This is a genomic window from bacterium (assembly GCA_021159335.1).
GTDB lineage: Bacteria > UBP14 > UBA6098 > B30-G16 > B30-G16 > JAGGRZ01.
On the sequence record JAGGRZ010000022.1, the window covers coordinates 1 to 21,062 of the forward strand.

At 45.4% G+C, this 21,062-nt stretch carries 19 protein-coding genes and 1 tRNA gene; 14 read left to right on the forward strand and 6 right to left on the reverse strand.

Annotation, left to right across the window (positions count from 1 at the left end; translation table 11 throughout):
* The 4 genes from J7J62_01425 to J7J62_01440 form a co-directional block, all read right to left on the reverse strand.
* Nucleotides 1–775: hypothetical protein (locus tag J7J62_01425; GenBank protein MCD6123820.1), on the reverse strand; the 775-nt coding region annotated here is incomplete at its 3' end.
* Between the two features lie 177 nt (nt 776–952).
* Entirely contained in the window at nt 953–1,201 is a 249-nt protein-coding gene (locus J7J62_01430) for a KH domain-containing protein (GenBank protein MCD6123821.1), read from the reverse strand.
* Between the two features lie 20 nt (nt 1,202–1,221).
* Nucleotides 1,222–1,545 carry a 30S ribosomal protein S16 gene (gene rpsP, locus J7J62_01435; GenBank protein ID MCD6123822.1) on the reverse strand — a complete coding sequence of 108 codons (324 nt, stop codon included), beginning with the start codon at nt 1,543–1,545 and terminating at the stop codon, nt 1,222–1,224.
* Nucleotides 1,546–1,643: 98 nt separating this feature from the next.
* Nucleotides 1,644–2,489 (reverse strand): sigma-70 family RNA polymerase sigma factor, encoded by an 846-nt coding sequence (locus J7J62_01440; protein ID MCD6123823.1) that lies wholly within the window; start codon nt 2,487–2,489, stop codon nt 1,644–1,646.
* Between the two features lie 290 nt (nt 2,490–2,779).
* On the opposite strand from J7J62_01440, the gene J7J62_01445 reads away from it, so the two are divergent.
* From J7J62_01445 to J7J62_01510, 14 genes are all read left to right on the forward strand, one after another.
* A tRNA-Ser gene (locus J7J62_01445) sits at nt 2,780–2,866 on the forward strand.
* 220 nt (nt 2,867–3,086) lie between these two features.
* A complete protein-coding gene (locus J7J62_01450) occupies nt 3,087–4,553 on the forward strand; it encodes a transglutaminase domain-containing protein (GenBank protein MCD6123824.1) in 1,467 nt (488 codons plus the stop codon).
* On the forward strand, nt 4,546–5,700 hold the full coding sequence (locus J7J62_01455; protein ID MCD6123825.1) for a 1-deoxy-D-xylulose-5-phosphate reductoisomerase: 1,155 nt from the start codon (nt 4,546–4,548) through the stop codon (nt 5,698–5,700). Before J7J62_01450 ends, J7J62_01455 begins: the two co-directional genes overlap by 8 nt.
* A gap of 86 nt (nt 5,701–5,786) precedes the next feature.
* On the forward strand, nt 5,787–6,641 hold the full coding sequence (locus tag J7J62_01460) for an FAD/NAD(P)-binding protein (GenBank protein MCD6123826.1): 855 nt from the start codon (nt 5,787–5,789) through the stop codon (nt 6,639–6,641).
* Nucleotides 6,642–6,699: 58 nt separating this feature from the next.
* Nucleotides 6,700–8,025 (forward strand): DUF3887 domain-containing protein, encoded by a 1,326-nt coding sequence (locus tag J7J62_01465; protein ID MCD6123827.1) that lies wholly within the window; start codon nt 6,700–6,702, stop codon nt 8,023–8,025.
* A 130-nt stretch (nt 8,026–8,155) separates the two neighbouring features.
* Nucleotides 8,156–8,686, forward strand: coding sequence for an ATP-dependent protease subunit HslV (gene hslV, locus J7J62_01470; GenBank protein MCD6123828.1), 531 nt, complete (start codon nt 8,156–8,158; stop codon nt 8,684–8,686).
* 1 nt (nt 8,687) lies between these two features.
* A complete protein-coding gene (locus tag J7J62_01475; GenBank protein ID MCD6123829.1) occupies nt 8,688–10,001 on the forward strand; it encodes an insulinase family protein in 1,314 nt (437 codons plus the stop codon).
* A gap of 44 nt (nt 10,002–10,045) precedes the next feature.
* Complete coding sequence (locus J7J62_01480) at nt 10,046–10,978, forward strand: YbbR-like domain-containing protein (GenBank protein ID MCD6123830.1); 933 nt, start codon at nt 10,046–10,048, stop codon at nt 10,976–10,978.
* Complete coding sequence (gene tsaD / locus J7J62_01485) at nt 10,975–11,958, forward strand: tRNA (adenosine(37)-N6)-threonylcarbamoyltransferase complex transferase subunit TsaD (GenBank protein ID MCD6123831.1); 984 nt, start codon at nt 10,975–10,977, stop codon at nt 11,956–11,958. The genes J7J62_01480 and tsaD overlap by 4 nt, the downstream gene beginning before the upstream one ends.
* Before the next feature lie 98 nt (nt 11,959–12,056).
* Nucleotides 12,057–12,599 carry a hypothetical protein gene (locus J7J62_01490; protein ID MCD6123832.1) on the forward strand — a complete coding sequence of 181 codons (543 nt, stop codon included), beginning with the start codon at nt 12,057–12,059 and terminating at the stop codon, nt 12,597–12,599.
* Complete coding sequence (locus J7J62_01495; protein ID MCD6123833.1) at nt 12,599–13,300, forward strand: hypothetical protein; 702 nt, start codon at nt 12,599–12,601, stop codon at nt 13,298–13,300. Before J7J62_01490 ends, J7J62_01495 begins: the two co-directional genes overlap by 1 nt.
* 106 nt (nt 13,301–13,406) lie before the next feature.
* Entirely contained in the window at nt 13,407–15,521 is a 2,115-nt protein-coding gene (locus J7J62_01500) for a LysM peptidoglycan-binding domain-containing protein (protein ID MCD6123834.1), read from the forward strand.
* Between the two features lie 18 nt (nt 15,522–15,539).
* Nucleotides 15,540–15,842 carry a DUF1844 domain-containing protein gene (locus tag J7J62_01505; GenBank protein ID MCD6123835.1) on the forward strand — a complete coding sequence of 101 codons (303 nt, stop codon included), beginning with the start codon at nt 15,540–15,542 and terminating at the stop codon, nt 15,840–15,842.
* A gap of 65 nt (nt 15,843–15,907) precedes the next feature.
* The gene (locus tag J7J62_01510) at nt 15,908–16,513 is read left to right on the forward strand and encodes a protein-L-isoaspartate(D-aspartate) O-methyltransferase (protein ID MCD6123836.1); all 606 of its coding nucleotides are present in this window, start codon (nt 15,908–15,910) and stop codon (nt 16,511–16,513) included.
* Nucleotides 16,514–16,645: 132 nt separating this feature from the next.
* Here J7J62_01510 and J7J62_01515 read toward each other — a convergent pair whose 3' ends face one another.
* Nucleotides 16,646–19,231 carry a VCBS repeat-containing protein gene (locus J7J62_01515; protein ID MCD6123837.1) on the reverse strand — a complete coding sequence of 862 codons (2,586 nt, stop codon included), beginning with the start codon at nt 19,229–19,231 and terminating at the stop codon, nt 16,646–16,648.
* 284 nt (nt 19,232–19,515) lie between these two features.
* Nucleotides 19,516–21,062, reverse strand: a 1,547-nt coding sequence (locus J7J62_01520; protein ID MCD6123838.1) for a gliding motility-associated C-terminal domain-containing protein, incomplete at its 5' end; no start/stop codon positions are given.

Consider the following 21,062-nt stretch of genomic DNA (forward strand, 5'->3'; position numbering starts at 1 on the left):
TGAAGCCGTCACCATTGGGGGTTATGGGATTTCTCGTTACGCGGCATTGAACTGGGGTAACATAGAAAGTGAATTGTGCCGAAAGAGTGTTGGGGCCGCAGTGAGAGGTGTCAACATTGTCGCTGGCGATAACGGTGACCGTGACGCTGTCTTCGTCCATCATTGCTACGCCTGCTTCGAGAGCGTTAATGTGGATGTCACCTACGGTGTCCACATGCGACAGGGCATACGATGTGACATCATATGTTCCCAAACTTGTGGTCAAAGTTATGTTTACAGATGACGTGTCGAGCCCCGAGGCAAAGGGTTGGTCATCGTAGGCATCTCGCAATGCGATGGTTATTCTTACCACTGGCGACCCGACAATACTTCCATTGCCCGGCGAGCTTCCCCTGATAATCGGTGGGTCAGTATCGACGAAAAAGACAAATGTATCGACTCCACTATAATTTCCACCAACATCGAGGATTGAATCGATGAGGATTGTAACCACTCCCGAAGAGAAGAAATCGGTGCGCGATGGTGTAAAAATCAATGTGTCGTAAGAAAGAGAAAGCTCAGGGTCACCCCAGCGGTATACTCGCCCTCCTATTCGGAAAACAAGGCTATCGGGAACTATGTCCAATGTATGGGTTATGAGGATTTTTATCGTTTGGTCTGTGCACGCGGTATAAGAGCTTTCTGGTGGGTCGAAAAGCGTTGCTGATAGCTGAGAGTATGCAGGGATAGTAATTAATAGAATTATCGCCAAAAAAACGAGCCCTTTCAAACTCATTACGCCTCCTTTTTGAAACATAGCGAAGCACTAATCAAGATAATACGATATTCTCTACTGTCAATATCAATTGGTTGTGGTTGGTTTCGCTTTTGGCAGATATGGTTTTAGTCTTGCTTTTTGGATAAAAAAAAGCGGTCCCTTTGGGACCGCTCCAACGACCATATATCCCGACACTCAGGGATTTGGCTCAATTATTTCGAGGACCGCTCTCTTGCCCTGCTTGGCGGCTACGGCGTTAAGCAAGGTCCTTATAGCTCTTGCGGTTTGTCCACCTTTGCCTATGACCTTGCCCAGATCGCCTTCCCCTACTCTCAGCTCGAATACTGTGGTTCTCTCGCCAGCGATCTCGCGGACATCCACATAATCGGGATGATCCACCAGCGCTTTTGCAATGTTCTCCACGAATGACTTAAGATCAGTCATCATCTACCTCCTTGTTCACTCTAACTCGCCGACTCCGATTGAGCCGCTGTGTCTACTTGGGTTGACTCTCTCTTCTCTGCCGTTAACCTCCTTACTATATCACTCCAAATCCCTTTGCGGGAAAGTATGGATTTAACGCTTTTTGTAGGCTTAGCACCCTTCCTAAGCCAATAAAGTAACCTATCGACCTTAACCTCGACCACTTCGGGGTCGGGGATGGGGTCGTAGTAGCCGAGCCTTTCTATAAACCTTCCATCCCTCGGGAAACGAGAATCCGCGACTACAAGCCTGAAAAACGCCCTATTCCGTCTCCCGCCTCTTCTGAACCTTATAGACAAAGCCAATTCTAACCTCCACTAATAACTACCAAAGTTATAATAATTATCTTGCATTACCTGTCAAGTTAAAAGTAATCGGCAATGTATTGTTAAAACTGAATTTTTTATGTCACATACGCTCTTAAATTTTTACTTCTCGTAGCGTGCCGCAACCTTTTTATAGCCTTTTCTTTTATCTGTCTCACTCTTTCCCTCGTCAGTCCAAACCTTTCCCCTATCTCCTCAAGTGTTAGTGCCCGCTCCCTATTTATGCCAAAATAAAGCGTTATAACTTCCGCTTCGCGCTCGGTAAGCGTCGATAGCACCCTTTCTATTTCCTCTTTAAGGGATTCGTTCATTACGGGTTCATCGGGGGATTGTGCGCGTTCGTCCTCAAGAACATCTTTTAGCGAATTGCTTTCGCCCTCTGTGAACGGCTGATCCAGCGATAGATGGGAGTTTGAGATTTGAAGCGTATCGTTTATCTCCTCTATGGTCATGTCGAGTTCTTCAGCTATTTCATCGGTGCTGGGTGCTCTTCCGTATTCCTGTTCGAGCTCGCTTGCGGCTTTGCCTATTTTGTGAAGAGTCCCCACCCTATTGAGGGGAAGCCTTACTATCCTGCTCTGTTCAGCAAGCGCTTGAAGTATGGACTGTCTTATCCACCATACAGCATACGAGATGAACTTGAAACCGCGCTTCTCATCGAATCTTTTCGCAGCTTTTATGAGACCGATGTTGCCCTCGTTTATAAGGTCAGCCAGCGAGAGCCCCTGATTTTGATATTGTTTTGCAACGCTTACAACGAATCTAAGGTTGGCTTTGGTAAGTTTTTCCAGTGCTTCCTGATCGCCCTCCTTTATCCTTTTTGCTAATTCTACTTCCTCCTCGGGTTTTAAAAGAGGGGTCTCACCTATCTCCTTTAGATAAAGATCAAGGGTTCTATCGATATCGCGTTTACTTCTCGCCATTTTTAGCTCCCCCTACATCTAAAGTAAAAATTCGAGAGTCTATTATATCGAGTAACAAAATTTTGTCAACAATTATTTCAGTCCTGCGAAGATGCAATTCATTAATTTTCAATCAAATATAAAGATAAAGTTCTACTTGTCAAGACCCATAGGGAATTTTTTGGCTATTTTTCGCAAATCTTGTCGAGAGGAAACCGAACCACTTAATAGCAGGCAAACTCAGTCTTTTAACCTTGCGTAAAATCCCCTTGACTGAAGCCTTGGTTGCGATAGAATACTATACGAAGCAAGGAGGGCTAGACCTAATTGGTAAGGCAGCGGACTTGAAATCCGCCGGGCCATTAGCGCCCTTCGGGGTTCGAGTCCCCGGCCCTCCGTTAGTTTTTCCCCGTGAAACATACCATTTTCGCTTTCATGCATCGTTAAACAACCAGCTTTTCAATCAAAAATTCAGGAAATATCGAAGTTTTGCGTTGAAAAAATTAGAGTTGATAAGGGTGAAAGTGTGATTTATTAAGCTTTGCTGCAAGCCACCCACCGAGGGATTATTCCGTTTTCGCTTGTGAAGCCAGCCTTTAATCCCAATATTTATTAACGATGAAAAAGTTTTTGAAATTAACTATATTCGCGCTCGTAGCCCTCTGGTGGGCAGGAAGTATGTTCGTCCTCTGGAAAACCACGCGGGCTGCTCAGCCAAAAGTCCCCGATTCAGTCGATGTGCTTAAGGTGGGAAAGCTTGTGAAACAACACTGGGCTTCTATATACTTCCGAGGCGATAAGATAGGATACACATCGCTTTCGATTCAACAAACCAATAAAAAACTGCTTGTTAACGACATAACATACATGCGATTACCAGTTGGCGGGACGGAACAAGAAATTTACGCACAGTCTATAGCTACGATAAACCCCGACTTTTCACTTGAAAGCTTTAATTTCGAGCTCAGCGGCGGAGATTACATCACAACGGCATCGGGAAAAATTGAAGGGGAAACTCTAACTGTAATAGTAAACACAGCCGAACGAACAGACACCTTAGTATTTCCCATTAAGGGGAAAATATACCCTCCTTCCATGGTGCCTTACATAGTGGCGGCAAAGGGTTTTGAGCCGGGAAAACAGATAACGATACCGGGCTACGACCCATTCACGCTGCAAAGCATCGCGCAGAATGTGACTGTGGTAGGGAAAAAACGGAAGCATGTTCTTGGTAAAGACTATCAGCTGTGGCACCTAAAGCTTGAGGTTATGGGACTCATGACGGAAATGTTTGTGACCGATTCAGGAGATGTAATGATAGAGCGGTCAAATATGGGTTTTGAGATTTATCGCGAACCGCAGGAAAAAGCATTAGCCTTTGAGCTGTCCAAGGCGGGAAAGTTCGATATGCTAAAGGGTTTTGCGATACCAGCTCGCTGGCGATGCACCGTTACTCCAAGAAAATCCAGATATGCAAAGTTCGTGTTGATAGGTTTCAAAAAGGAAATTCTTGAGATTAACGATTTCAACCAGAAACTTTTTGGGGACACCCTTGTAGTTTGCGCCGATGGTTTTACGCCAGGGAATAAGCCATCTCCCGAAGATACGGCAGAGCAGACATTCATCCAGTGTCATGACAGAAGAATAGCTACTGCGGCAAGGAAAATAACAAAAGGTGAGTCAGATACGCTCGGGATGCTAATTAAGATTAACGATTACCTTTACCGAAATATGGAAAAACAATATCAGACTTCAATACCGTCCGCGGTTGACATACTGAGGAAAATGAAGGGTGATTGTAACGAGCACTCAACACTTTTCGTAGCACTCGCGAGAGCATTGGGCATTCCGGCGAGGATCAATGTCGGATTAATGTATTACGCGGGCAGTTTCGGCTATCATGCATGGGTTCAGGCATATGCAAATGGGCGATGGCATACCTTTGACCCCACCCTTGGACAGCACCCAGCCGACGCAGCACACATAAAGCTTCTATCGGGCAATCTTGAAAAACAGGTTCAGCTTCTAAGACTTGGGCAGGTGGGAATAGATGTTCTCGAATGCAAGGAGAACTGCAATGATTAAGCGAAAAATAGCGGTATTAGGCTCGACTGGCTCGATAGGTGTGCAGGCTCTCGATGTTATAAGGCGAAACAGCAAGCGATTCGAGGTAGTATCACTCGCAGCAGCCAAAAATCACGAGCTCCTCGCAAGGCAAATAGAGGAGTTTAAACCAAAAAGAGTGTTCATAAAAAGCGATGACGGAGCAAAATTTTTAAGGGAAAGATTCCCCGATGTAACCATATTGTGCGGTGAGGATGGTCTTTGTGCTTTAGCCAGCGACAGGGATGTTGACACTGTGCTCAATGCCGTGAGCGGAACATCAGGGTTAATGCCTGCTATTTGTGCCGTTGAGAGCGGGAAAAGGCTTTGCAGCGCCAACAAAGAATCGCTCGTTATGGCTGGCGAGATAATAGTTGAACTCGCAAAGAAATCGGGCGCAACGATAATCCCCGTCGATAGCGAACATTCAGCTATATTTCAAGCGTTGTGCGCAGGTGGACACAGCGAGATAAAAAGGATAATAATAACCGCCTCAGGCGGACCATTTTTTAGCAAAAATATTGATCGGGACACAATAACTCCGGAACAGGCGTTAAAGCACCCGAATTGGCGAATGGGGCCAAAAATAACGGTGGATTCCGCGACACTCATAAACAAAGCACTCGAAATAATCGAGGCACACAGGCTGTTCGGCGTTCCGCCCGATAAAATTAAGGTTATCATACATCCGCAAAGCATCATCCACTCGATAGTTGAATTCGTCGACGGGTCGCAAATAGCCCAACTTTCAGTTCCCGATATGCGGCTTCCCATCCAGTACGCTTTAACATACCCTGAGCGTCTGCCGTCACCGGTTAAGGAACTTTCTCTATCAGAACTGGCGGCGCTAACATTTTTTGAGCCTGATAAGGAATTTATGGAGCCCATATCTCTTGCATACAAAGTGCTCGAGATAGGTGGCACGGCACCCACTGTGCTATGCGCAGCTGACGAAGTGGCTGTGAATGCGTTCCTTGAAGGTAAACTCGCCTTCTCGAAAATAGTACCGACCATAAAAGCGGCAATAGAAGAACTTGCAGAGAAAGGCCCTGTAACAATCGAAAAGATACTCGAAGCTGACACTAAAACCAGAGAATGGGTCAGAAAACGCATTGGCTTGCTAAGTTAAAGTTAACTTGGTGGGCACGAAATAATCTTGCGCAAAAGATTAGGTTATAACATATTATCATATTTGAAACACCCAAGGAGGTCAAATTGACTGACAGACCAGCCGAAAACCCGTATAAACCAATTCCCGTAAGATTAGTAAAGTCGTGGATAGAAACCGATGACAAAAACATTAAAAGCTTTTTATTCGAGTTCGTTAATCCCGAGGATAAGGAGAAGTTTAAGTATCTTCCTGGACAATTCTGTCAAATATCAGTCTGGGGGAAGGGCGAGGCACCTTTCGGCATAGCATCGTCGCCCACAGAAGGTGATAAACTGCTTTTTACTGTAAACAAAATCGGCACACTCACGAATAAAATGCATGCCACTCCTGACGGGACGATACTCGGTCTAAGGGGTCCTTTGGGAAATTGGTATCCAGTGGACGAGTTCAAGGGGCACGATGTTGTTATAGTGGGTGGCGGCTATGCTTTCACCACACTTAGGTCGCTTTTCCTGTACCTTGTTCATCCCGACCACCGAAACGATTATGGGAAAATAACTGTCCTCTATGGTGCGAGAACGCCGGGGTTATTCCTTTATAAAGAGGACATCGCCAAGTGGAGTGAATATTCTAATGTCGAAATAGTTTTGACCATAGATAACCCATATGACGGCTGGGACGGCAGGGTAGGATTAGTTCCCCCTGTGCTTAAAGAGATGGCTCCCAGCTCAGAGAATGCTTATGCGGTGGTTTGTGGTCCGCCTATAATGATAAGGTTCACGCTTCCGGTCCTTGCGGAGCTCGGCTTTCCCAAGGATAGGATTTACACATCGCTTGAGATGCGCATGAAGTGCGGAATAGGAAAGTGCGGGAGATGTAACCTTGGACACAAGTACATCTGCGTTGATGGCCCGGTTTTCTCAATGGCGGAGCTGGACGGGCTTGTAAAGGACATGTGAGCGGACCACTTTGTTGGGTGGGAAAACATTTTTTGTAGTAAAAATTATGGAGGTTCAAATGTATTTACGAAAAAATTTTGGTTTTTTGATTTTGTTAATTTTAATCGTATTGCTCCCCCATCTTGCCCAATCCACGACCTCGCCTGAGCAGATCGCAGAAAAATTCGTAGAATTGCTTGCAACAAAAAATTACGATGGTGCATACCAGATGATGGACTCCACCATGAAGGCTGCTATGCCAACCGAAAAGTTAAAGTCAACCTGGGAAGATATCGCCCAGATGTTCGGCGAGTTCAAATACCAGACCAAAGCTGAGCAGACAAAATATGCTCAATTCGACATAATTATCATAACAGGGCATTTTGAGAAAGGAAAACTTAACATAAAAGTTGTAATAAACCCAGATGGAGAGGTTAGCGGGCTCTGGTTTATGCCCTATCAGCCGAAAAAAGCCTACGACGCACCAGCGTATGTCGACACAACACTATTCGAGGAAGTTGAATGCACGGTTAAGACCGGCGACTGGAAACTTCCTGCCACATTAACGCTGCCAAAAAAGGAAGGCAAGTTCCCTGCTGTGGTTCTCATTCAGGGTTCTGGACCCAACGACCGCGACGAAACCGTCGGTGCTTTAAAACCGTTCAGAGACATAGCTCAAGGGCTTGCATCGAAGGGAATAGTAGTGCTCCGATATGAAAAGAGGACCAAACAATACCCCGAGCGTTGCGCCAAAATGATGGATAGCCTCGGACTTGATGAGGAAGTAATCGATGACGCCATATCAGCTATCGAACTTCTCGGTTGGGCTAAAAAAGTCGACCCCAAAAAGATTTTCGTGCTTGGACACAGCCTCGGGGCGGTGGTCGCGCCAGTAATAGCTCAAAGGGAAACGCTGGTAGCTGGTATAATAATGGTATGCGCATCCCCGAGGAAAATAACCGAACTAATGCTTGACCAGTATAAGTATATATACACGCTTGACGGAAAGCTCGACAAAGACGAGAAAAAAAGACTTAAAGAGCTTAAGAAAAAGATAAAGAAAATAACGAAAGGCAAAATAAAGCCCGGCGAAACGGTTCTTGGTGCCGGGAAAAAATACTGGGATGATATAATGTCACTTGACCCGATAAAGGAGCTTAAAAAGGTTAAGGTTCCTGTGCTTATAGTAGGCTGCGGAAGAGATTATCAGGTTCCGGAGAAGGATTTCAGAACCTTTGAGGAAAAACTTTCTGGCATGGAAAACATAACATTTAAGTTCTACCCAAAGCTGAATCACCTGCTCGTTGAAGGTGAGGGTATGTCAACGCCCACCGAATACCAGAAGCCCGGACATGTTTCGGAAAAGTTCATAAATGATATCGCAGAGTGGATAAAAGGACACTGATAGCTCTAACGAATAGCATCATTAACTATTGCTCGTTAGTTGGGAAATACTTCTCCCCGCCGATATTTTGTCAAGAATTGCTTTTATAGGAATCCACAAAACGATATTTTAAGTAAAAAGGAATCGTGAAATGGAAAGACACGGCACAACAATACTCGGCATCGTTCGCGATGGTAAGGCGGTTATAGCAGGCGATGGTCAGGTTACATTAGGGTCGATGGTGGTTAAGCACAACTCCCAAAAAGTTCGCTATCTTGCCGATGGGACTGTGCTGGCTGGTTTTTCGGGCGCTGCAGCTGATGGCTTAGCTCTTCTTACACGGTTTGAGGAAAAACTTTCCGAGAAAAGGGATCTCTTGCGCGCCGCTGTTGAATTGGCAAAAGAATGGCGCACGGACAAGTTCCTTAGAAGACTTGAGGCTGAACTCGCGGTTCTTAACAAAGAGCGTGCACTTCTTATAACAGGTGCAGGAGATGTGTTGGAACCAGACGATGGTATTATAGCTCTTGGCTCAGGCGGCGGCTATGCGCTTGCAGCAGCAAGGGCGATATTAAGACATGGTAAAAAGATGCCGCTAAGACAAATAGTGGAAAATGCGATGAAAATAGCATCCGAGCTCTGCGTTTACACCAATACGAATTTGACAGTCTTGGAGCTTTGAAATGCGCGAGAACGGGTTTGATATTCATCATGTTAAGCTCGATAACGGTGTTAAGGTGATCGCTACCCCTATGTCGGGGCGCAGAAGCGTTGTGGTGGGAGTCTGGTGTCTTTCCGGCTCTGCATACGAACCAGACGATAAAATAGGAATAAGCCACTTTCTCGAGCACATGATATTCAAAGGGTCGCGCAGGTACTCCGCAAAGGAAATAGTAACAACTATAGAGCGACTCGGAGGCAGTATAGATGCCTACACATCCAAGCAGGAAACATGCTTTCATGCTACAGTCTTGGGCGAGGACATAGATACGGCGGTAGATGTGCTAAGCGACATAGTTCTTCATCCGAGACTTACCTCAGCCGATGTAGAGGTAGAGCGTAGCGTTATTATCTCTGAGATTCGCGAAGCTTGGGAGAATGCGGATTCGTTAGCGCAGGAGATTCTTCCAGCCGTAATGTTTATGGAAAGTCCGCTCGCAAGGCCAATCCTTGGAAGCATTAACTCCGTTAGAAACATCAAGACCGAGGACCTCAAAGAATATTGGGCTAAAAACTTCGTTTCAGGAAACTTTATAGTTGCGGCATCGGGTGCGCTCGATTTCGAATATTTTGTCTCAAAGGTAGCGGAAAAATTTTCCGATGCAAAACAGGGCGCACTTAAAAGGGAACTTCCCCCCGGCAAAGCAAAAGAGGGAACTATAACCCTCATAAATTACGACTGCCAGCAGGTTCATGTTTTCGTTAGCGCAAGAACCTTCCCATTCGCAGACGAGAGACGCTACGAGCTGGCGCTTATAGACGCAATACTTGGCAGAGGTTCCTCAAGCAGATTGTTCCAGAAGGTGAGGGAGGAAAAGGGACTGGCATATAATATTCAATCGTTCAGCGAGCTTTACACAAGCGCTGGCTTGTGGGCTGTTTACGCTGCTACATCGCCGGACAATCTTACGAGGCTGCTCGAAAGCATTCTTCACGAAATAGATGCCCTACAAACCAACGGAATTTCCGAAAGAGAGCTCGAAGACGCGAAAAGCTTTGTCAGGCGAAGGCTGCTCCTCTCAAGCGAAAGCCCATGGAACAACATCGCTCGAGCTATAGAGGCTGACATCCATCTCGGAAGATACATACCACTTTCAGAAACTATTGAACGCATAGTGTCTGTGAAACCAGAAAATGTAGTGAGTGTCGCAAATGAAATACTTAATAGAGAACGATTATCAATACTTATTCTGGGTCCCGTTAAAAAAGTCGATAATCTTGGATTTAGGGTTGACGAAGTAAGCGTTACGGATGTGTTTCCGTGGATTTTGGGATAAAAGCATTTTAGAAACGCTGAGACAAAATCGTTCTTGGAGGAAACATGAATTGGTCTAAGGTGCTTCTCATAATAGTATCGATAATAATAGCTCTGCTTCTTTGGTTCCATGTGGTTACCGAAAGGACATATACTTATACATATACTTTTCCTGTGCTTACTACGGGCACTCTGCCCAAAGAATATGTTATCGCTAATGAGCTTCCCGAAAGCTTAAGAGTAGTTCTTCGCGGAAAGGGCAAATACCTTCTTAACCAGATTTTCAATCCCGGAAAAATTTTCATAGACCTTTCCAAACTTTCCTATGGTGAGAAAAGGTACATAATAACCAAAGACGATTTGCTTCTCGTGTCATCGCGGTTGCAGCTCGTTCGAGTTGAACCCACGAACGAACTGAGAATTTTTGTGGACAGAATCTCGACAAGGCAGATTCCTATCCGTTCGAGATTAACAATAATCCCTGAACCGGGATTCACTGTGGTTGGCGACCCCGAATTCAGCCCAGAATCAGTGATAGTTTACGGACCCGAACGCGATATAAAAGCCATAAAAGAGGTTTATACGCTCCCCGAAACGCTTGGTGGATACAACATCTCGACCACTGTAAGGGTTCCGTTGCAAAGATTCGCAGCACAAATAAAGCTTAATGTCGATACAGTTATAGCCAAAATAAACATTGAGCCACTGGCACAAAAAACGCTCAGCAAAGTTTATGTGAACATAGTTGGTGGTCCCCCCAAATCGGGCTACACAATACCAAGATTTATCACGGTAAAATTAAGCGGTGCAAAGGACAGCATCGAGAACCTGCGAAAAAGCAGAGTTCAAGCGATAGTGGACTATCAGAGCGCGTTAAAATCAAAGAGCGGTAAAGTCGCACCGATAATAATAACACCACCGGGGGTGCAGGCTGTGGCAACAATACCCGAAAGCGTTAAGGTGGTTATAACAAAGAGGATCACGCCAGAGGGGAAATGATAGTCTTGGGAATAGAGACATCGTGTGACGAGACCGCAGTCTCCATAGTTTCTGGGAGGAAAGTTCTTTCGGAGAAGATTTACAGCCAGGAAATTCACGCGAAATACGGGGGAGTGGTCCCAGAGCTTGCAAGCCGCGACCACATAAAAAAACTTTTCCCGCTAACGCGCGAGGCATTCTCGGACGCTGGGTTGACCCCGCAGGATATAGAAGGTGTGGCGGTTTCGGCGGGTCCAGGTTTACCCGGCGCATTGCTCGTGGGAACCACCTTCGCAAAAGGATTAGCCACAGCACTTAACATTCCGATAATAGCCATTAATCATCTTGAGGGACACATTTTCATAATACGGCTTCTCTACGACTTACCCACCCCCTTTTTGGCGCTTTTGGTTTCTGGGGGTCATACTGAACTCGTGCTCGTTAAGGAATGGGGCGAATACGATGTTTTGGGCACAACCCGAGACGATGCCGCCGGCGAAGCTTTCGACAAAGCCGCCAAAGCTCTCGGATTGCCATACCCAGGCGGACCATCGATAGAAAAATTAGCTAAAAACGGCAACCCCAAAGCCTTTGAGTTTCCTCGCGCTATGCTGAAATCTGGTGACCTCGATTTCTCGTTTTCAGGACTTAAGACAGCGTTAATAAACATGCTTCGCAAACTAAATAAGAACGAAGTAGAAAATCGATTGGCTGACATAGCCGCATCGTTTCAGGAAGCTGTCGTGGATTCGCTCATAGTAAAACTTGCCGACGCCGTAAGATTAACGGGAACAAAATATGTTGCGCTTGTTGGCGGTGTCGCTGCGAACGAAAGGTTGAGAGAGAAGGTCTCCGAGCTTGGCGTTAAGCTATACGCACCACCAAAAAAATACTGCACCGATAACGCTACAATGATAGCTTGTGCAGGGGAATTCTATCTTGAGAAAGGCGTGAGTTCGCCGCTTACATTTAGTATAAAACCCAACTGGGGGCTTCAGTAGCGGGGGATACCATGAAAAAATTCATAAACTGGGTATACAAAAAGCGAGCCGACCTTGTGAAGAAACAGGTTAACGGCGAAGAGATTCATCCAAGGGATTTGTTTCTTGGTTTCACGACTCACACGCCAGCAATAATAACGCACGGTAGCGCCGGGCTTAACGGCTCAATAAAGGGAGTTGGATTCATACCCAAGGAGGAATTCATCGAGGAAATACTTGCAATCTACATGGCGCACATAGAAACCGCGAACGAGCCAGAATATGCGGAACGGGGATTGAAAATAATCTATGAGCATCTCTACGCTGACGGATGCGAAGAAAAAATAGATTTCTTATCACTCGGAACTCTGGAACTGGCTAAAGCTCACACATGGACCAACCTTAACGAGAACAAAATTGCCACCCTGCTTTTCTACGAGCCACCCGTGACATCATTTGAGGTCCGCTGCACCGCGGAGATTCACATAAACGACATTTATCATAAGTTCCTGAACGCTCAACACGACATGTTCCACCGTCCCAATCCAAGCATTTGGGAAAAAAGACCTGCATACATATTCAGGATTAAAGAAATATACGATAACTCAGCCACAAAAGATGGCTTTGGAAAACTAATTTACCCACACAAAAATAAGGATTAATGAATAGGGGCGCGGAGCTCGCGAAAAAAGTTAAAGCAGCTCTCCGTTGTTCACGACGGGCACTAAGGGTGTCTGATCAGTATGGAGTGGGTTCGCAACTAAGTTTATTGATAGCCAAACTTGAGGAGTTCCAGCGGCTAATAAGGGATGGAGAAGTCGAGAATGTCTCGCTAAGGCTTAGTGGCATAACCCGGTTTATTCTTGACTGGGTGCCATCAGAATGGCGGGAACTTGTGGATTCTATTGCTGAACTGGAGAAAACGGCAAACGAAATTTTGGGGACAGGCAAAGTTTATCCCAAGACTGAGAAAGACCGAGAAAGAAGACTTTATGAGGAGGTGAAACAGGAACTTGGTAAATTGGTGAGTTTATACATAACTCAGCCAAAACTAGTAGGAGAACCTTCGCTTGTGGACCGTCTCATAATGTTCTGGGATGCAGCGGACATTTCCAAAAAAGAAATCATAATTAAGGAAATCATATCATGGCTTGTTTGCGACATAAACGAGAGAGTGAACGATGCGTTAGAATTTCTCGAACGAATCTCATTGAGAAAATACCCTGAACTTGCTTCCTACACTTTAGACGAGTTAACGAGAATAAAAGAAAAGTGGACACTAAGGGCGACAAAAACTTCCATAGACTACAGGGAGAAAATAGCACGAATAAGGGGAATAGTAAGCAAGCTATACGGGCTTTAGGAGGAGCAGGTCTTGATAATTTTTTACTTGCCAACTTGAAACAAGGTCATATATATTATTAAAAGTCATCACTTAACAAATGGTATTAATGTTTTTGGGGAACATATTGAGAAATAAAAGGATACTAATTTTAATGTTTTCAGCTTTGTTTCTGCTTGCTGGCTGTATATCTCATATAAACCCTACCCCTCCTCAGCAAACACCTGATCAGGCAAGGCAACTTCTTGACGATGCGCGAAGTATTTATGAGCAGGGCGTGATGCACATAATGCGGGGTCAATGGGCTGATGCCGCTAATTCCTTCGATAAAGCGCTTTATCTCATATCACAAATAGACATTTACGAGGACGATGAGCTTAACAAGGAAGTTGACAAGCTTTTAGGTGACATTGCATACGATTATCGCTTCGTTCTTTCGCAGTCCGACTCTCTCGTCGCTGAGAGTGCGCCTGTAGTGCTTTCCATGGCGCTTTCGGGCAGAACATTTAGCACCCTTACCAAAAAAAGGCTCAAAAAATTCATAGATGAGCTACCACCAAGGGATACCACTGTATCATTTGATTTTCCGGTGATTCTTAACGATGATGTCAGGGAAAAAATCGTTTTTTTCCAGCTTGAGGCGAGAAGACCTCTTACAAGATGGCTTTCCCGTTCAACCCGCTACCTTCCCCTAATAAGGCGAATATTCTCTGAGGAGGGACTTCCACTTGACCTGGCGTATCTTCCCCTTGTCGAGAGCGGTTTCAACAGCAATGCTTACTCCTGGGCGCACGCTGTCGGTATATGGCAGTTCATACGCGGGACTGCTCGCAATTACGGTCTAAGGGTTGATTGGTGGGTTGACGAGCGCCGCGACCCGGTAAAATCCACCAGAGCTGCTGCAAGATACCTAAAGGACCTTTACAATATGTTTGGTGATTGGTGGCTTGCGCTGGCTGCGTATAACTGCGGTGAGGGGCGGGTGAAAAGGGCTATAGAAAAGCAAGGAACAAGAAACTTCTGGGAGTTGAACCTGCCCACGCAGACCAAAAATTATGTTCCACTCTTTATCGCCGCATTATTCATCGCCAAAGACCCCCAGCTTTACGGATTCACCGATATAGAATACGAGCCACCGCTTGAGTTCGATGTTGTTACAGTCAACGAGATGATAGACCTAAGGCTTGCGGCAAGGTGCGCAGGCGCAACGCTCGAGGAATTGCTTGAGCTTAATCCTCATCTTATAAGAGGTTGCACCCCGCCGAATGTCAAAAGCTACCAAATAAGGCTTCCAAAAGGTTCCAAGGACATATTTGTCAAAAACTATGAAAAAATCCCGGATTCCGAAAAGCTTGTCTGGCACAGACATACTGTAAAACGCGGTGAAAGTTTGTGGAGCATCGCGAGGAAGTATGGCATATCCATTCAGGCGATAGCCGATGTTAACAACATCAACCCACGAAAACACATAAAACCCGGCCAAAAACTCCTCATACCTATAACCAAGGGGAACGCATCCCGGTTCGCCTACAATTACTATGAAAACAGCGAGAAGCCAGTTTACTACATAGTAAAAAAAGGTGATTCGATAAACAGGATTGCCAAAAAGTTTGGAGTATCAGCAAAGGAGCTACTAAGGATTAACGGGCTTAAGAGGACCTCAATTATCCACCCCGGGCAAAGGCTAAGGATTCCGGGAGTGGTGGCAGCGAGAACAGTTTATCATCGCGTGAAGCAGGGTGAAAACCTGTGGTCTATAGCGAGGAAGTATGGTGTAACCGTCGCCGACATAAAACGCTGGAACAACATGAAATCCGACAGATTAACGCCGAATCAGAAACTCGCGATTCATATTGCCACGCCAAAGAAGAAAGCAACGAGAAAATACGCAAAAGCAAGGCAGAACAGGCAAACGAAAACCGTAAAGGTAGTCCACAGGGTTAAATCGGGTGAAAGCTTGTGGTCGATTGCTAAAAAATACGGAGTTCGGGTGAGTGACATAAAACGCTGGAACAAGCTTAGCAGTAACACTATTAGAGTGGGCAAAAAACTTACTATTTATGCGAAGCGTAGTGTTGTCGTGAAACCTAAACCCGTTATTCATCTCGTTAAGCGTGGTGAAACGCTTTGGGCTATCGCAAGAAAATACGGAGTTTCAGCTGAAAAGATAATGAAGGAAAATAATATCACCGACCCATCCCGGCTTAAACCCGGGGAAAAGCTTACTATAAAGCTACAGTAGAACCCGAAGAAAAACTTTATGGGCAACGAGGGGGAAGAAAAACAATACAGGCGGGAGCTTTTTATAAAACTTTTGCTAATGCTTCGCGCCGGAACTCTTCAGAACCTTGGGATGCTTACCAACCCTATAACTGGGAAAAAAGAGGTCAAACTCGAGCTCGCCAAGGAAACCATAGATATGCTCGAACTTTTGCGGGAAAAAACCTCGGGCAATCTTACTGAACCCGAGCAGGAGATGCTCGATAACCTGTTAACGGAGTTAAGGCTTCTTTATGTGAAGGTTAGGGATAAGGGGGAACAACAAAGTAAGGAGGAAAGTTAGCGGTGAGCGAGAATAACGAGTTCGCTTTGTTCGACACACCTGAGACGAAGAAATTAAGAGGGCGAATGGTCGAACAGCAAATAAAGGCGCGTGGCATATCCAACAGGAATGTTATAGCAGCCATGCTTAAGGTTCCGCGCCACATGTTTGTTCCGGACGATATGGTGCCGTATGCCTACGACGATTACCCGCTCCCTATAGGCGAGGGACAAACTATAAGTCAACCTTACATAGTAGCACTCATGACTGAACTTCTCGAGCCAAAACCTACCGATGTTGTGCTTGAGATTGGAACCGGCTCTGGTTATCAGGCAGCGGTGCTGGCGCAGATAGTAAAAAAAGTTTACTCCGTTGAGAGAATTTCCAAACTTGCGGAGTTCGCAAGAAAGAACCTTAAAATGCTCGGCATAAACAATGTCGAGGTAATTTTGGGAGACGGCTGGTATGGCTTGCCTGAGCACGCGCCATATAACGGGATCATAGTTACCGCAGCACCCGAAGATGTTCCGAAACCGCTTCTTGACCAACTTGCTGATGAGGGCAGACTTGTCATCCCTATAGGAACGGATTTCCAGCGACTATGGGTTATAAGGCGCGAGGGGGAAATATTCGAGCGGATACCATCAATACCTGTCCGATTCGTTCCGCTAATATCGGAAAAGCCGGAGTAATTCAAAGTCTATAGATATGCTATACCCAAAAAGTGATTTTTCCCGCAAACCTTTAATTTCTCGAACCCTTTACCTCGCCAGCGTGACAGTCCCTTCGCTAATGACTTTATCCTGCGCAGTCCACGGCTAATTCTATTGTGTTTTATAATCAGTTTTCTTGCGGAAATGTTTCGACGGTTTTGGCCCAGGAAATACAAAACCCGAACTTATAATACGCAGCAAGCGCTCCGGGAGAATTATCGGTGGGACACTCTTGCCAAGCACGACATAGTGAAAGCATGTGTCGACAATGTTTGGAGGACAATATCTGATAGTAGGTGCATCCTCGATGCCTGTAATGCAAACGCTAACGGTTCCGGCTTGATTCACTCCTGAAAGCGGGATTATCAATGTGTCTCCGTGATGAGTTATTCCTATCTCAACCGTATCAAAAATTGTAGTGATACGAGCTACTGCTGAATCAACTGATGACCAGTTCACCCCCGCTATGGAATCGATAACTCTCACACGGAATTCGGAAGGCGCAAAACAAATTCTTTCGCCCTCGGCGGGTTGCGGCTCAAAAAGTATCGGCGGTTGAAGATCAATTATAACCGAACATGGCGGAGTATTGTTGGTGCAATAAAGCGTTTCTGACATGATACGCGCCAACTGGAAAGTAACCGTATCACCATTTGAGAAGGGCGGGCTTGGTACGAAGACTATATTATTTCTCCTGTCGGTCAATAAGTTGGTATCCCCTAAGGTATATGTGTCGCCGTTTACGACTACAATCACGCTATCAAAGGCTATGGGGTATCGTCTTGGTTCGACATAAAATGCTATCATCTGCTGGGTTGAGTCCGCACATGTCATAACACCGCCACAAGGACTTGGCTTTATAATGCGCGCTTCAGGAAAATCATAACAATCGGGAAGGTTTATTCGGTATTCAACAATCGTACTGTCGAAAGCCGAATCAGATGACCACACTGTTATTCTTGCGATGATGTAACGATGCGAACAATAATCATCAACACTAAATACCCATCGAACATTACATGTATCATTTGGTGATATAGTCCCAAGAAAATATTCGTATGAACCTGTCGTAAGTCTGAGACAATCGCCGCCATGCAAAACCGATAACCTTATTCTGGTGCCAGGTGCGCTGGATAATGAATTCAAGTTCATTACAGCAGCATTAATTCTTAAAGCCGAAAAGTGTCCACATCTTATGCATGCCAATGTATCGTGGATGGCAACTTTAAGCCCGCACGGTATTGGTTTTTGGCAACGGAATAGATTTTCGTCCAGCCAGTTAGTGTAGCTTCTACGCCTGAGGTCGAGATTATCGCCTATGGAGGTGTAGTAAAATCCGCCCTCATTCCATATTGGTCTCGTTGAGGACCACTGCCCGTCATTCCCTACGACAGTGACAAAGAACGAATCACCAGAAGATGAACTTCCAGCATAAATTAGTTCGGTATAGGAATCGTTGTCGGCATCGCATATAGCCACCATGTTGTTGTCCTGAGTATTCGAAGGCATGGGACTGTCGAAAGTTCCGAGTGGCATTCCTGTAGCGCCATCTATTATCACCAATGTCGTCTCAGGGTAGTAATTAAGGGCTGCTATTTCTGGAATAAGGTCGCAGTTAAGGTCGGCTGCGGTTACAGCAATAAATTCCGCAAAACCTAAAATCGAATAGCGCCATAATTCAGTGCTATCTGTCTTAATGCACGCTATTAACGGCGCACCGCTTATGCTTGTAACATGGTTTAGAGCAACAACTATTTCAGGTGTGGGTGTGCTGAAGTCGAATTCCGCTATTACCGGTAGACCGAAATGAGGAAAATAACACGCGGATACTCCAAAGCTTCTTAGTGTGTTACTAAATGTCCCATCAAAGTTGTATAAATCCACATTCAAGTAATGCGCAAAATATCGTTCAAGAACAACCTCAGGATGACTGTCACCTTTAAGGTCAGCAACTCCATATGATATTGCATTTCGTACACACCAGTATTCGCTGCCGTCATTGGTGTGGAAAGCACATACTTTGCATAGACTGCCTAAATGAAAGCACGAGACTATTTCTGGTGCTCCCGTCTCGTCAAGATTCCAGAGGGTTGCTGCACCATATGGATGATAGCCATCTGCATCCAGTATATCTCTTATCAGTCTTCCGGTTCTTCCGTCGAAAACTCTTATGTAGTTGCTCCTCGTTTCGCTTGCGAAAACCTCAATAATTCCGTCGCCCTCTATATCGCCAGCGGTAATGGCGTGTCCACCCTCAAAAGTCATGGAACCACTACCGCTGCCCACCATGGCGCGCCAGAGAACCGTAAAATCGTGATTGAAAACTATTATACTGTCATCGGCGCCCGGGCGCGTAAATTGGACACATATCTCCGGCAAATTATCCCCGTCGACATCGCCAATGTAAGGCGTGTAAACATTGCCGGTATCAATAGACCAGTTGAAAACTGTATCCACTCTATCGTTGGGGTGTTTCCTCAAAACTATAAGGCCCCCCTGATCCCATGAAAGAGAAGTAGCACCATATCCGACCACTATCTCTGGTCTTCTGTCAGCATCAACATCGCCAACCACAGGAGCGTGAGGATAGCCGGGAACAGCTATTTCACATTCTTTCACCGGAGCGCAGAAAACTATTGAGGGCATGCAAAAAAGAAACGCTAACAACATGATAAAAAGCACATTCAAACTCTTCATATCCACCCCCAGTAATACTCTTATTAGTGTAAATTTTAGACATTATGTTGCCAATGTCAACTTTTGTTTGGGGGTGGGGAATGTAAAAAATAATTAAGGGACACTTGACAGTAAAATTTAATCTTCCCTCGTCTTATACACCTTTGCCTTCTCCTCTTCTAACACATCTCAATAATCTCGCTTCGTTGATGCCTCTCTCCTTGAGGAAACCAGACAGAATCGATATAAAGCTGAAACAAGCAGCGCCAGACAAAAAACTATCGAAAGCTAAATTTTGTTCTCATTCACCTTGCCAAAACGACTGTGCCGGTGCAAATAACCTCACCCCTTTGAATGATTACCCATATATATAATCCGGGTGGAAGTTTGTTCCCCTCGTTGTCGCGACCATCCCAGCTGCGGGACAGAAAATCCGATATCCTTCCAATGCGTTTAAGCTTCCGATGGTAAACAAGAACATCTTTCAAGTTATAAATGCTTAGCTCAGCATCCAAACGGAACATTTTCGGATAGTCGAATATCGCATAGTCGTTTATCCCGTCACCATTCGGTGTAAATGGGTTGGGATGCACTTTACAAAAAGTTTCTGGCTCTATCAAAAAGCAAAATACAGTGTCGCTAAAATTATCAGCACAATAGTCTGTTGTATCAGTCACAGAAACTTGGACACATACACTTTCACCAGCTGGGAATGCCAATCCGAAAGACTCTGGTATAAAGCGAAGAACACCCCCTCGTATAGAGTCCACATAAGTCCAATTAAGCTCCGAAAAATCATAACTCTCGCCACCTACAACCCTAAACTCTACGCTGTTCTCGTCTACCCCTGAAGCATTATCTCCAATCGCAATAACAACATCTTGCCGATTATCCGGAACCATAAACTCCTTGGGCTCTAATAATTCAAACCAAGGGGGCGAAAAGTCCATCGTAAAGCTCCAGCAGACCTCGTGCCGCAATGGATTCCCATGTATATCCGATGCCTCTATTAGACAAACATCTACCGTTTGATTATCCTCAAAAGGTTGTGCAGGATAATAAATGAGTGTGTCGTTCCTGAATGTCAGCTCAGGGTCATCTACAGAGTATGTGTGACCTTCGACTACGAGGCGAATTGTGGCAGGGTCAACACCGTCATCATCATGGATGACCATTATAATGTGCTCGTCCTCACAGCTGGAATATGCTCCATCAAACGGACGAACAATAGTGGCGACAGGACCTAATGTGTCACACAATATCACAAATTCGCAAGTATCATATCCCCAGTTACAGAACGAATCGGGAACAGCGACCACAGCATACGCATCAGAGCAATTCATTGCAGGAACTGGCCAATTCACGCTATCATCAAATGTTATAAAGGTATCTATGTTGTCGCAGTAGTGGATGAATAATGACGATGGCACAGTGGCATTCGGGAACATATCATCGACCAACCAGTTAAATGTTCCGGTATCGCGATAGAAGACCGTCTCAGCTGGACAAATCAATTCAACTCGCGGCGGACGAGAGTCAAGAGGGCCAATGTAGAAAGCGGTATCCGCTATAACAAAAGTTGTGCCACAGCCATGATATATTACAGTAAGGTCATAGTGCCCAACATTGTCATTCCATTGCCAGCAATCGTTCACGCCGAAACACAGTTGTATCGCCCCATCAGGCGGAACAATGATAATAGGACCAGAACCAATGAAAAACAATTGCTGAGGCTCCGGATTGTGAACTATAGTATCAAGGCTCGGAGGAGTCGCTGATGGGTCTGGTGGGATAGTATCCAAGAATACTCCCAACAGGGCACACATACCCGCTCCATCAAAGGTGCTTATCC

Bases quoted from the DNA above. Each gene is read 5' to 3' on its own strand.
- J7J62_01430 (MCD6123821.1), bottom strand. From the start codon at position 1,201: ATGACTGATCTTAAGTCATTCGTGGAGAACATTGCAAAAGCGCTGGTG.
- J7J62_01440 (MCD6123823.1), bottom strand. From the start codon at position 2,489: ATGGCGAGAAGTAAACGCGATATCGATAGAACCCTTGATCTTTATCTA.
- J7J62_01450 (MCD6123824.1), top strand. From the start codon at position 3,087: ATGAAAAAGTTTTTGAAATTAACTATATTCGCGCTCGTAGCCCTCTGG.
- J7J62_01455 (MCD6123825.1), top strand. From the start codon at position 4,546: ATGATTAAGCGAAAAATAGCGGTATTAGGCTCGACTGGCTCGATAGGT.
- J7J62_01465 (MCD6123827.1), top strand. From the start codon at position 6,700: ATGTATTTACGAAAAAATTTTGGTTTTTTGATTTTGTTAATTTTAATC.
- hslV (MCD6123828.1), top strand. From the start codon at position 8,156: ATGGAAAGACACGGCACAACAATACTCGGCATCGTTCGCGATGGTAAG.
- J7J62_01475 (MCD6123829.1), top strand. From the start codon at position 8,688: ATGCGCGAGAACGGGTTTGATATTCATCATGTTAAGCTCGATAACGGT.
- J7J62_01480 (MCD6123830.1), top strand. From the start codon at position 10,046: ATGAATTGGTCTAAGGTGCTTCTCATAATAGTATCGATAATAATAGCT.
- tsaD (MCD6123831.1), top strand. From the start codon at position 10,975: ATGATAGTCTTGGGAATAGAGACATCGTGTGACGAGACCGCAGTCTCC.
- J7J62_01495 (MCD6123833.1), top strand. From the start codon at position 12,599: ATGAATAGGGGCGCGGAGCTCGCGAAAAAAGTTAAAGCAGCTCTCCGT.
- J7J62_01505 (MCD6123835.1), top strand. From the start codon at position 15,540: ATGGGCAACGAGGGGGAAGAAAAACAATACAGGCGGGAGCTTTTTATA.
- J7J62_01510 (MCD6123836.1), top strand. From the start codon at position 15,908: ATGGTCGAACAGCAAATAAAGGCGCGTGGCATATCCAACAGGAATGTT.
- J7J62_01515 (MCD6123837.1), bottom strand. From the start codon at position 19,231: ATGAAGAGTTTGAATGTGCTTTTTATCATGTTGTTAGCGTTTCTTTTT.